The 12,265-nt window shown below is 73.4% G+C and carries 10 protein-coding genes; 7 read left to right on the forward strand and 3 right to left on the reverse strand.

Annotated features, from left to right (window positions below; translation table 11 throughout):
• Nucleotides 1-263: 263 nt before the first annotated feature.
• Nucleotides 264-662, forward strand: coding sequence for a hypothetical protein (locus ABT232_RS32020; protein WP_351846507.1), 399 nt, complete (start codon nucleotides 264-266; stop codon nucleotides 660-662).
• A gap of 22 nt (nucleotides 663-684) precedes the next feature.
• On the opposite strand, the gene ABT232_RS32025 is transcribed toward ABT232_RS32020, so the two are convergent.
• Together ABT232_RS32025 and ABT232_RS32030 are read right to left on the reverse strand one after the other, a co-directional pair.
• Entirely contained in the window at nucleotides 685-1,872 is a 1,188-nt protein-coding gene (locus tag ABT232_RS32025; protein WP_351846627.1) for a peptidoglycan recognition protein family protein, read from the reverse strand.
• 186 nt (nucleotides 1,873-2,058) lie between these two features.
• Complete coding sequence (locus tag ABT232_RS32030) at nucleotides 2,059-4,614, reverse strand: FG-GAP-like repeat-containing protein (RefSeq protein WP_351846629.1); 2,556 nt, start codon at nucleotides 4,612-4,614, stop codon at nucleotides 2,059-2,061.
• Between the two features lie 373 nt (nucleotides 4,615-4,987).
• Between ABT232_RS32030 and ABT232_RS32035 the strand changes: the two genes are divergently transcribed.
• The 5 genes from ABT232_RS32035 to ABT232_RS32060 all read left to right on the forward strand — a co-directional run bounded on the left by ABT232_RS32035 (nucleotide 4,988) and on the right by ABT232_RS32060 (nucleotide 9,378).
• Nucleotides 4,988-5,419: a hypothetical protein gene (locus ABT232_RS32035; RefSeq protein ID WP_351846509.1), complete on the forward strand. Its 432-nt coding sequence runs from the start codon at nucleotides 4,988-4,990 to the stop codon at nucleotides 5,417-5,419.
• Between the two features lie 141 nt (nucleotides 5,420-5,560).
• Nucleotides 5,561-6,178 carry an RNA polymerase sigma factor gene (locus ABT232_RS32040; RefSeq protein ID WP_351846511.1) on the forward strand — a complete coding sequence of 206 codons (618 nt, stop codon included), beginning with the start codon at nucleotides 5,561-5,563 and terminating at the stop codon, nucleotides 6,176-6,178.
• A 124-nt stretch (nucleotides 6,179-6,302) separates the two neighbouring features.
• Complete coding sequence (locus ABT232_RS32045; RefSeq protein WP_351846514.1) at nucleotides 6,303-7,064, forward strand: hypothetical protein; 762 nt, start codon at nucleotides 6,303-6,305, stop codon at nucleotides 7,062-7,064.
• Between the two features lie 485 nt (nucleotides 7,065-7,549).
• On the forward strand, nucleotides 7,550-8,221 hold the full coding sequence (locus ABT232_RS32055) for an RNA polymerase sigma factor (RefSeq protein WP_351846516.1): 672 nt from the start codon (nucleotides 7,550-7,552) through the stop codon (nucleotides 8,219-8,221).
• Nucleotides 8,221-9,378: a hypothetical protein gene (locus ABT232_RS32060; RefSeq protein WP_351846518.1), complete on the forward strand. Its 1,158-nt coding sequence runs from the start codon at nucleotides 8,221-8,223 to the stop codon at nucleotides 9,376-9,378. Before ABT232_RS32055 ends, ABT232_RS32060 begins: the two co-directional genes overlap by 1 nt.
• A gap of 207 nt (nucleotides 9,379-9,585) precedes the next feature.
• On the opposite strand, the gene ABT232_RS32065 is transcribed toward ABT232_RS32060, so the two are convergent.
• Nucleotides 9,586-10,419 carry a L,D-transpeptidase family protein gene (locus ABT232_RS32065; protein WP_351846521.1) on the reverse strand — a complete coding sequence of 278 codons (834 nt, stop codon included), beginning with the start codon at nucleotides 10,417-10,419 and terminating at the stop codon, nucleotides 9,586-9,588.
• A gap of 230 nt (nucleotides 10,420-10,649) precedes the next feature.
• Between ABT232_RS32065 and ABT232_RS32070 the strand changes: the two genes are divergently transcribed.
• Entirely contained in the window at nucleotides 10,650-12,230 is a 1,581-nt protein-coding gene (locus tag ABT232_RS32070; protein ID WP_351846524.1) for an acyl-CoA mutase large subunit family protein, read from the forward strand.
• Nucleotides 12,231-12,265 lie beyond the last annotated feature (35 nt).

Raw genomic sequence — 12,265 nt, forward strand, 5'->3', positions numbered from 1 at the left:
CATGGCTCCGCCGTGCCGCCCTCCTCCGCCTTGCGATGCACGGCACCAGACGCCGCTCGCTGATCCGGCCTGATCGACGAGACACCCCCTAGCGCCGCGGCGCGCGACGGTACGGGCCCGGGCCCCGCGAACGCGGGGCCAAACCCCCTTCGGCGCGCGGATCCTGTGACCGTTCCACGGACGGGTGGGGCGGTTCCGGGGCGGTTGCGGGCAGCCGCCGGATTCCGGGTGACGGATCGCCGCCGCCGTGCGCTCTTCACGGTGTGACGACGACACAGCAGGAGACCAGGCCCACCGCCGCGACCAAGCCGGCCCGGTGGGCGGCCGACGCGGTCGCGGCGATGCGGGAGGGGGCGCGGATGCGCCTGGACTACTCGGCGCAGAGCCTGTGGCGCGTCGACCGGTTCATCGACGAACTGCGCCGCGAACAGCCGCCGCGGGCCGCCGTGGAGGCCGTGCTGCGCGGCTTCGGCGCCTACGCCGGCGAGGTGATCGTCCGGCAGACCGGTGCCGAGTGGTGGGCCAGTGGCGGCGACCACTGGGTGCGCACCCCGGACGGCCGGCTCTGGGACCCGGTGGCCGAGGCCGGCCGCTGCTTCACCGGCCAGGGCTCGCTGCGGCTGCTGTGCCGGGACGCGACGAGCCGCGCGCCCCGGCCCTGAGGTCCGCCGAGGACCGCGGCCCTCACGGCGCCAGTACGTCTCCCAGGCCGAGGCCGGCGAGGCCGTCGCCGGTGGGGGCGGCGAGGGCGCGGATCGCGGGCAGGTCGGCGTAGAGGTTCTGGCCGGGACACTCGGTGGGGTAGCCGTCGCGGTGGCCGGAGATCCGGTGCAGGGTGACCTTCTGGCCGGCGGTGTACTTGCCGTTGCTCGCGCCGGCGGTCAGCACCACCGTGCCGGCCGGGTCGTGGCCGTAGAGGCCGAGCTTCCAGGCGGCGACCTTCGCGATCGAGGCGCGGGCCGCGCTGCTGGTGGTCGCCGTGTTGTAGTCGCCGAGCACCGAGATGCCGCTGGTGTCGGTGTTGAAGCCGTAGGTGTGGGCGCCCTGCACCGGCTTGTCGATGCCGCCCGCGCGGCCCTCGAAGACGGTGCCGCACTTGTCGACGAGGAAGTGGTAGCCGATGTCGTTCCAGCCGTTGCTCTGCACGTGGTACGTGAAGACGCCGCGCACGATCGACGCCGACTCGGCGCAGGTGTAGTTGTTGGTGCCGGCCGTGTGGTGGACGAACACCGCCTTGGTGTCGGTGGTGTAGGTCGGCGGGTTCTTGACCAGTGACTCGTCGGCGCCCCAGCCGGAGCGTGAGGTGACGGTGGGCCGGGGAGCGGCGAACGGCGCGGCGGCGGTGAGGACCAGCGGGTCCGTGCCGGTGCCCGCGCCGGTGCCGGTGCCGGCACCGAGGCCGCTGTCGCTGTCGCTGTCGCTGTCGCCGTCGGGGTCGACCAGTTCCACCCGCAGGCCCTCGGGCAGCCCGTTGCCCGTCACCCGCACCTGCACCCCGTCGGAGAGGCCGGTCCACAGCGGCTGGGTGCCGCCGCGCACCCCGTCCCGGTCGTGCTCGGGGCCGCTCTCGGGGACGCGGACGTCGGTGTCGAGGGCCTGCCAGCCGCTCCACTCGCCCGTCGCGGCGGAGCGGGTGCGGACCTCGGCCCGGCCGTCGAGGAGGGTGTGCGGGTCGTCCCAGGTGACGCCGATCATGCTGAACGGCCGGGTGGTGCGCGCGGAGACGGCCCGGTGCAGGGGGTCGGCGCCGGGGACGTCGATGGTGTGGACGGTGCCCTGGCGGGCGGCGTGGGCCGGTTCGGCGGGGCCGACCAGACCGATGGTGCCGAGCGCGAGCGCGGTGGCGACGGCGGTGCGCAGCAGGAAGCGCATCAAGGGGTGACCTCTCCGTGGGCCGTTGCTGACAGGGGCCGTTGCTGACATGGGCCTGACTCTTCTCGTCGGCAGCTTCGGCGAGCACCCTGAGGGCAAAGCACCCCAATGGGGGGCAAAGCAGAACGGCCGGGGTCCCCGTGGTGCGGGGGACCCCGGCCGTCTCGTGACGTCCGGCGCGCGGTGTTACGGCGTCAGCGTCTGGCCCAGGCGGGCGTCGGTGGGCGTGCCCAGGGTGGTCTTGCTGTAGATGACCGCCTGGCTGTAGCCGAGGCCCGTGCTGTTGCTCGGCAGGTGGAGCAGGATGCCGTCCGTGCCGTCCTCGCCGTCGGCGCCGAAGGTGAGGTCGGCGCGACCGTAGCCGGACAGGTCGGACAGGGTGACGGACGAGGAGAAGCGGTCGTCCTTCTCGGCGGCGCCGGGGATGCCGGCGGTGTCCTGCGAGACGGCGATCGAACCCGTGCCGGTCAGGCCGGAGGCGCCGCCGGGGACCAGCACGGCGGTGCCGGCGTTGGCGTAGTTGACGCCGCTGCGGGCGAGGTCCTCGCCGGGGGCGCCGGCGAGGGCGTCCAGATGGCCGTCGGCGTTGAAGTCGCCGACCGACACCCAGCTGCCGAAGGCGTCGCCGGACTCGTTGCCGCCGGGGACGGAGGCGGAGTCCTGATGGATGACGGTCATGCCGGTGGTGGTGAAGCCGGACGCGGTGCCCGGGACCATGGTGATCTGGCCGCCGGAGATGGCACCCGACTCGGAGGCCACCGGCTGGCCGATGACGATGTCGTCGTAGCCGTTGCCGTTGATGTCGCCGGCCGCGATCGACCGGCCGCCCTTGACGGAGATGACCCCCACCTTGGTGAGGCCGGAGGCCGAGCCCGCGAAGCGGACGACCCGGCCGATGCCGCCGGTGTCCCGGTAGTTGAGGGCCACGTCCGCGTAGCCGTCGCGGTTGAAGTCGCCGGTCGCGGCGTCCAGGTAGGCGATCGCACCGGTGGCGGTGGTCAGGGCGCCGGTCCTGGTGGTGCCGCCGGTGTGCCGGACGTTGTAGTGGCCACCCTTGCCGGTGCCGGCCGTGAAGACGTCCGCCTTGCCGTCGGCGTCGAAGTCGCCGACGGTGACCGTGGAACCGAGCTTGGCGCCGGCCGCGGTGACACCGGAGGTGGTGTACGAGAAGCCGGTGGTGAGCGCGGGCCCGTACATCACGGAGACCTGGCCGCGGTCGGCGTTGCCGCTGGTGTCGTCCTCGCCGGGGGAGCCGATCGCGAGGTCGGCGTAGCCGTCGCCGTTGACGTCGCCCCAGGCGGTGGCGGCGCCGAAGCCGTCACCGGTCTCGGAGGAGCCGGGGACGCCGGGGCTGTTCTGGGTGAGCGTCACCTTGGCGGCGGTGTCCGGGCCGTTGACGCCGCCCGGGACGATCTTCACGGTGTTCGCCGTGGGCACGCCGGTGACCAGGTCGGTGACGCCGTCCCGGTTGTAGTCGGAGGTGGCCAGGGCGTGCGAGATGCCCGGGGTCTTCGCCAGCGCGCGGATGAAGGAGAGCTTGCCGTACAGGGACACGCCCGGGCAGGCCGTCGCGTTGGTGTCCTTGTGGCCGAAGACCCGCGGCAGGGTGATCTGCTCGCCCAGCGGCACCTTGTTGCCGCTCTGGTTGAGCGCCGCTCCGGAGGTCAGCGTCACGCTGGTGGTGGGGTCGACGCCGTACATGCCGAACTTCCAGGCGACGACGCGGGCGATCGCGTCCATGCCGGCGCGGCTCGGCTTGGCCGACTCGAAGTTGCCGATGTAGGAGATGCCGACGGTGTTGGTGTTGAAGCCGACGTCGTGGGCGCCGACCACCGGCAGGTCCATGCCACCGCTGCGGCCCTCGAAGATCTGGCCGCACTTGTCGACGACGAAGTTGTAGCCGATGTCGAAGTAGCCCTGGCTGAAGTGGGCCTGCTGGATGGAGCGCAGCCGGGCCGCGGACTCGGCGCACGACAGCGTGTTGTCGGAGTCGACACCGGTGTGGTGGACGACGGCGGCCTTGATCTCGGTGCCGTAGCTCGGCGTGCCGTCGTAGTCCGTGGACGCGCCCCACTCGGCCTGTGTGATGACCGGCGGCTTGACGACCGTGGACGGGCGGGGCGCCGGGACCGTGGGGGTCGGCGACGCGGTGGCCGTCGGGGACGACGTCGTGGGCGCCGGAGTGGTGGGCGCGGTGGTGGTGGGCGCCGCCGTCGGCGAACCGGTCGCCGTGGCGGTGTCCGTCGGTGTGACCGGGTCCGTCGGCGTCGCCGCCGGCGTGGTGGTCTCCGCGGCGAACGCGGCCGGCTCGGGGGCGCCCTCCGGGTCGGTGCCCGGGTCCAGCAGCTTGACGTCCATGCCGGACGGCTGGCCGGTCGCCTCGGTGCCGTCGGCGTTCACGATCCGCACCTCGACACCGTCGGACTCGCCGGTCCACACCGACTCGGTGCCGCCGCGCAGGGCGGCGCGCTCACCTTCGGCGCCGTCGGCCTGCGGCGGCTCGGTGATCACCTTCTGCCAGGCGGACCAGGTGCCGGTCTCCACGTCGCGGGTGCGCACCTCGGGCGTGCCCTTGGCCTTCGCCTCGGGGTCGTTCCAGGTCAGCACGACGGCGCTGAACTGCTCGGTGTCCCGGCGGCTCAGGCCCTTGCGGCCGGAGCCGCGGTCCTTGAGCTTCACCGTGTGGATGGCCGGCTCACGGCTCTGGGCCTTGTCGTCGACCGGCTGGGCCGGATCGGCCATCGCGTACGTGACGACGCCGGCGCCGCTCAGCACGACGGCTCCGACCGTCAACCACGCCCGTCTTCTCAGACTGAGCGGTTTGTACGCATGGGCCTTGCGAGGACTCAACTTCCCCACCCCTAGAAAATGGACACATTCGCATCACCTGTCATGCAGATGACACCTGTTCAGCGTGCGAGGGCCGCCAAACGTCACCGGTCCGGCGCCCCTGTCACGAACGACAACCGAGATGCCAAAAGGTTGTACGGGTCCCATGAGGTTGCTGTGTGCGAATGGACACAGCCGTGACCCGTGATGCTTCCGGGGCGCCGTCCGCTTGGTCATCCGGGAGAGCCGGAGGGGACTTTCCCACTTGAGCGAAGGGACGGGGCTCATGAACGGGGCGGACAGCGCAAGACCGGGCGCCAGAGAGATGCGCGCGTACACCACGGCCTTCGTGGCACGCGTCACCGCCCGCAACCGGCTGCCACTGGACTTCTCCGTGGCCAGCCTGCGCGTGGTCGACTTCCTCATCGACGGACTGCGCAAGGGCGGAGCCGAACGGGACCGGGTGGGGGAGACGCTGTTCGGGCTCGGCGCGTACGTCGGCGAGGTGCTGGTGCGGCGCGCGGGGGCCGCCTGGGTGGACTTCGACGCCCACCAGTGCGCCTACTTCGGCCAGCCGGTCGGCGTCCGGATGCCGGACGGCCGGGTCTGGAACCCGCTCGGCAAGGTCCACAACCGCTTCGACTCCGGCGGCCCCGAGGAGTCCTTGCAGACCTTCTACCTGACCCTGCACGGGCGGGCCCGCAGGGCGGTGGCGTGAAACCGGGCCCGGCGGGAGCGGCGGCCGACTCGCTGTGACACTTCTGTGAGGCCCGGCGCTGATGACCGTGGGGGACGTGGGCAAGGGCGGCCGTGTTCCCCGGTGCGGATCCGCCACAGACCGGCAAGGCAAGGACAGTTCTTGGGCCACGGAGGGGAACCCCGCCGCGCGCAGGCGCACGACGGGGAACTGGGCGCGGCCGTCGCGCGGGCGCAGGAGGGCGACGAGGCGGCCTTCGCGGTCGCCTACCGGCTGGTGCAGCCGGCGCTGCTCGGCTATCTGCGCGGACTGGTCGGCGACGACGCCGAGGACGTGGCGTCCGACGCCTGGCTGGAGATCGCCCGCGACCTCGGGCGGTTCAAGGGGGACGGCGCCGGGTTCCGCGGCTGGAGCGCGACCATCGCCCGGCACCGGGCCCTCGACCATCTGCGCAGACAGCGGGTGCGGCCGCGGTCGTCGGCGCTCGAGCAGGACGTACTCGAACTGCCCGGCCCGCACACCACCCACGACCAGGCCCTGGAGTCCATCTCCACCGGTGAGGCCCTGGAACTGGTGCGCGCGCTGCCGCCGGACCAGGCCGAGGCCGTGCTGCTGCGGGTCGTCGTCGGTCTCGACGGCCCCGCCGCGGCCCGCGTCCTCGGCAAGCGTCCCGGCGCCGTGCGCACCGCCGCGTACCGGGGGCTGAAGCGGCTGGCCCGGCAGCTGGGCGCACGGGGTGTGACGGATGACGGCCCCGGGACGCTGGGGGAGACGAAATGAACGTCGGCGCGGAACGCCGGCACGAGGGTCGGAAACGAACGCCGAAATGAACAGTGACGACGACGGCGAGGGCGACAGACCCGGCCGGGCGGGTCGCGAAGGCCGGACAGGACGGGAAGCGGACATGGGTGAACGGCTAAGCGGTGACGGGATTCCCGGCCGTCGGCATGTGCCCCCCGCCGCTCCCGCGGACGCCCGGCCCGCGCTCGACGAGGCCGGTCTGCAGGCGCTGCTCGCCGCCACGATCCGCGTGGACGGTGTCGACGCCGAGGCCGAGGGCCGGGCCGTGGCCGCGTTCCGGGCCGCCCGGGACGCAGGCGCCCATCAGGCCCGCACCCGCCGCCGGGACGACTGGCGGCCCCGCGGACAGCGCGGCCTCGCCCGCTCGATGAAGGCGACGCTCTCCCTGATCGCGGCGAGCCTCGCCCTGGGCGGCGTCGCGTTCGCGGCGATCGGCTCGGCCGGCTCCGCCCCCGAGGACCCCGCGGGCGAGCGCCGCGGCGGCACCCCGTCCGCCGCCACCACGGACCGGCTCACCGCCGGCCCCTCCGGTACGACGCCCGGCACCGCCACCGCGCGCCCGGACCGTCCGCTCTCCGCCGCCGACACCGAGGCCCACTGCCGGGCCTACGAGCGGGTCGAGGGCCGCGGCAAGGCCCTGGACTCGACGGCCTGGCAGCGCCTGGTCGCGGCGGCGGGCGGCGCGGACGAGGTCGCCGCGTACTGCGCCGAGCACCAGGACGCCTCGCGGAGATCGCCCGGCCCCCAGCACACCGCCGCTCCGGACAGGCCCGAGCCGGCCGCCACGGGCCGCCCGACGGACGCCGGCGCCCAGGCGGAGGAGAACCGGCCCGACAAGGGCACGGACAAGAAGAACGGGAACTGAGCGACTCAGCCGCTCCGCGGTGGAGTGAGCCTGCCGAGGTCGACCTCGATCTCGAAGGGCACCGGGCGCCGGAGGGAGTCCGGGAAGATGCCGGCGGGTGCGCAGGTGCCCGTCCCGTAGCGGCTGTGGCCGCGATCACGCTGAGCCGAGAGGCCTCGTTGCGGAGCGATACAAGCCGGAGACGGCCGGGGCCGCCACCCCCCACAGGAGAGGCCCCGGCCGTCGCGCGGTACGGGCCGCGCGGCGACCCGTACTTCCTACAGCGCCATGGGTGCGTTTTGTGTCACACCCCCGTCACCGCGCCCGCGCACCACCGTCGCGTCACGAGTCAGTTGCATCTTCTACCGACCTCCTGAGGACATGGACGGGGAGCGGTTTCAGGTCGTAACGTGCCATTCGCGCCGGACCGCGGACAGACGGAAGACGAAGCGAACGTGGCAGACGCCCGCGCGACAGCGGCGCCGGTGAGGCGCAGAGGGAGTGCGGTGCTGGGGGACGACGCCGAGTTGACGGCAGCGGTGCTTGCGGCACAGGACGGGGACGAGACCGCGTTCCGGACTGTGTACCGCACGGTGCATCCGCGCCTGCTCGGATACGTACGGACGCTGGTCGGCGAGCCCGACGCCGAGGACGTGGCGTCCGAGGCCTGGCTCCAGATAGCCCGCGACCTGGAGCGCTTCACCGGTGACGCCGACCGCTTCCGCGGCTGGGCCGCCCGGATAGCCCGCAACCGCGCCCTCGACCACATACGCATGCGCGGCCGCCGCCCCGCCATCGGCGGCGACGAGACGGAACTGACCGGCAAGGCGGCCGAGTCCGACACCGCGGGCGAGGCCCTCGAGGCGCTGACCACCGACCGCACCCTGTCGCTGATCGCCCGGCTGCCCCAGGACCAGGCGGAGGCCGTCGTCCTGCGTGTGGTGGTCGGCCTGGACGCCAAGACCGCCGCCGAGACGCTGGGCAAGCGGGCCGGTGCGGTGCGCACCGCCGCGCACCGCGGACTGAAGCGGCTGGCCGAACTCCTCGGTGACCCCGGCACCGATCCGGAATCGGCCGGGGTGCTCGACGCCCTGCCTCCCCAGCGAGAACCGCGCGGCCGCGCGGTGACGTCCGCGAGTGTGACGCATACGCGCGCGCGGACGCAGAAGGACATGTGATGGCCGACGAGCAGTACAGGTGGCTGGACCGCGAGATGGCGGAGCGTTTGCTGCGCGGTGAGTCACCCGACGCCGTCGACCCCGCCGCCCGTGAGCAGGCCGACAGGCTTGCCGAAGCGCTCGGCGCACTCTCCGCCACACCACCTCTGACCAGCGAGGAAGTCCCCGGCGAGGGGGCCGCGCTGGCCGCCTTCCGCAAGGTGCGCGCGGAGCGGGACGAGCAGCGCGCGGCCCTCGCCGACCCCGCCCGCGAACGCCCGGCCGACGCCGGTGTCTTCCGGATCGGCGGGCGCGCGGACGACCGTACGACGCCTGGCCGCAGGGCCGGCCGGCACCGCCCGCTGCGGCTGGCGCTGGCCGCCGCGCTGGCCGCCGGCATGGTCGGCGGCGTCGCCTTCGCGGCCGGAACCGGAGCGCTGCCGACGCCGTTCGACAAGGCCGAGCCGGAACCCGCCGCGTCCGTGTCGGCCGCCGCGACCCCGCATCGGCCGCAGGTCACGCCCTCGCCGGAGGGCACCCGGGGCGGCGCGGTCGCCAGTGCGCCGCCCGACGCCGGACAGCCCTCACGGGAGACGTTCGAGCGCACGCCGGGAACCGGCCGGGACGGCGAGGACCGCGAGGCCGCGCCCTCCGCGGGCGGCGCCGGCCGCTCGTGGACCGAGATCGCCTCGTCCTGCCGTGCCGTGCGCGACGGCCGCGGCCTGGACGCCGACCGCCGGCGCGCCCTGGAGGGCGTGGCGGGCGGCTCCTCGCGGGTCGGCCGGTACTGCGAGACCGTGCTGCGCGGCGGCACCGGCGGTTCCGGCGTGGAGGCGGGCCAGGGACAGGGGCAGAACCAGGGCGACGAGGACAACGGCGGCGACGACGGCAGGGGCCACGGCGGGGACGGCGACAGCGGCTCCGGCGGTGACGGCAAGGGCAACGGCCGGGGCGACAACGACGACGACGGTCACGGCATAGCGCGTCCCGGTGACGGCGGCCACGGCCGCTCCGAGGACCGGCGGCCCGGGTCCGGAGCCGGGGACGACCGGCCGGGAGCCGCGGACGGCGGGCCGGGGCGGGCGCAGCGGGTGGACGGCGCGGAGCGCCAGGACCGGGCGGCCGGGTCTCCGGTGTCCCCGAGCCCTTCCCTCACCCCTCCCTACACAACCCGCTGACCTGCGACTTTGTCGCGGGCTCAATTTTTTTCCGCGAGGGTGTGACGTTTTCGGCCGCTGTGGCGCAGTACAGAGTGAGCCGACTGGTCATCGGCCGTCGCACCGAGCCGGGGTTCCCCCCGTACCCACGGCTCGTGCACACGGCGCGGGCGGGACACGTTCCCCCGGTCCCGCCCGCGCCCCGCATCCCTCCTCGCGCCTCGCCCCTCACCAGTGGACGACGACCTTGTCGCCGGTCCGCACCTGCCCGAACAGCTCGGCGATCGCCGTCTCGTCCCGTACGTTGACGCAGCCGTGCGAGGCGCCCGCGTAGCCGTGCGCGGCGAAGTCGGCCGAGTAGTGCACCGCCTGCCCGCCGCTGAAGAACAGGGCGTACGGCATCGGGGAGTCGTACAGCGTGGAGTGGTGGTCGCGGGACTTCCAGTAGACGTCGAACTCGCCCTCGCGGGTCGGGGTGTACTCCGAGCCGAAGCGGACCGGCAGGGTCGTCACCGTCCGTCCGTCGATCATCCAGCGCAGGGTCCGGCTCGACTTGCTGACGCAGAGCACCCGGCCGGTCAGACAGCGCGGGTCGGGCGCGTCGGCGGGCTGCCCGCCCATCAGATACAGCTCCCACTGTCCCGGCTCCCGGGTCATCCGCAGCAGCCGCTGCCAGGTGACGGTGTCGGTCTCGCCGGTCCTCGGCAGCCCGCGCTTGCCCTGGAAGCCCTCGACGGCCCGTTCGGTCAGGTCGTCGTAGGTGCCCGTCGGGCCGTCGTACAGCCAGGCGACCTGGCGCAGCCGGGCCTGGAGTTCGCGGATGTCGCGGCCGGTGTCGCCGCGCGACCACAGGACCGGTGCGGCGGGCTCGGGGGCGGCCGCGCTCGGCTTGTCGTCCGGGGTGGCGGTGGTCGTGGGCGTCGCGGGCGCGGTGCTGGTGATGTCGATGCGGACGGGGCCGCGCGTCGTTCCGTCCGCGTCCACGGCCTGGGCGGTGCAGCCGCCGGCCGCCGCCAGCGCCACCAGCGCGCCGGCCGCCCGTCCCCAACCCGTCGTCCGCATGACAGCCCCCGTCGTCCCGCGTTCGCGCCGCCGATCGGCACCGGTGTCCCTTGAGATGTTCCCCGCGCGTGACGGGTTGCGAACGGCGCGGCATCGTTGTGAGGAAGGTCCCAGCGTGGGGCCCTCCACCGGGCGCACGGCCGCCGCTACAGTCCGTCGCGAGGGTCGATACGTACTGGCGAGTAACTGGCGATCACGAGCGAAGTGAACGCTCGGCAGGAGGCAACACCATGGCGCGCGAGTCGGAGTCCGGACTGCCCATCGAACCGGTGTACGGACCAGATGCCCTGGAGGACTGGGACCCCGCCGAGAGGCTGGGCGAGCCGGGCGGCTATCCCTTCACGCGCGGCGTCTACCCGTCGATGTACACCGGCCGCCCCTGGACCATGCGCCAGTACGCCGGCTTCGGCACGGCGGTGGAGTCCAACGCCCGCTACAAGCAGCTGATCGCCAACGGCACCATGGGCCTCTCGGTCGCCTTCGACCTGCCCACCCAGATGGGCCACGACTCCGACGCGCCCATCGCGCACGGCGAGGTCGGCAAGGTCGGCGTCGCCATCGACTCGGTCGACGACATGCGGGTGCTGTTCGGCGGCATCCCGCTGGACAAGGTCTCCACGTCGATGACGATCAACGCCCCGGCCGCCCTGCTGCTCCTGCTCTACCAACTCGTCGCCGAGGAGCAGGGCGTCAGCGCCGACAAGCTGACCGGCACGATCCAGAACGACGTGCTGAAGGAGTACATCGCGCGCGGGACGTACATCTTCCCGCCCAAGCCGTCCCTGCGTCTGATCGCCGACATCTTCAAGTACTGCAAGGCCGAGATCCCGAAGTGGAACACCATCTCGATCTCCGGCTACCACATGGCGGAGGCGGGCGCCTCTCCCGCGCAGGAGATCGCCTTCACCCTCGCCGACGGCATCGAGTACGTCCGCACGGCCGTCGCGGCCGGCATGGACGTCGACGACTTCGCGCCCCGGCTGTCCTTCTTCTTCGTCGCCCGTACGACGATCCTGGAGGAGGTCGCCAAGTTCCGCGCCGCCCGCCGGATCTGGGCCCGGGTGATGAAGGAGGAGTTCGGCGCCAAGAACCCCAAGTCGCTGATGCTGCGCTTCCACACCCAGACGGCCGGCGTCCAGCTCACCGCCCAGCAGCCCGAGGTCAACCTGGTCCGGGTCGCCGTCCAGGGCCTCGCGGCGGTGCTCGGCGGCACCCAGTCCCTGCACACCAACTCCTTCGACGAGGCCATCGCGCTGCCGACCGACAAGTCGGCCCGCCTCGCCCTGCGCACCCAGCAGGTCCTCGCCTACGAGACCGACGTGACGGCGACGGTCGACCCGTTCGCCGGTTCGTACGTCATCGAGAAGATGACCGACGACGTCGAGGCGGCGGCGGTCGAGCTGATGCGGAAGGTCGAGGAGCTGGGCGGCGCCGTCTCCGCCATCGAGCACGGCTTCCAGAAGGGCGAGATCGAGCGCAGCGCCTACCGGATCGCCCAGGAGACCGACTCCGGCGAGCGGGTCGTCGTCGGCGTCAACCGCTTCCAGCTGGACGAGGAGGAGCCGTACGAGCCGCTGCGCGTCGACCCCGCCATCGAGGCCCAGCAGGCGGAGCGGCTGGCCAGGCTGCGCGCCGAGCGCGACCAGACGGCGGTGGACACCGCACTGGCCGCCCTGAAGAAGGCCGCCGAGGGCGAGGACAACGTCCTGTACCCGATGAAGGACGCGCTGCGGGCGCGGGCGACGGTCGGCGAGGTGTGCAACGCGCTGCGGGACGTCTGGGGGACGTACGTCCCGTCGGACGCGTTCTGACGTACGAGACACCCGGGAGGGGTGTCGTACTCGCA

This window comes from Streptomyces sp. NPDC001532 (assembly GCF_040298625.1).
Lineage (GTDB): Bacteria > Actinomycetota > Actinomycetes > Streptomycetales > Streptomycetaceae > Streptomyces.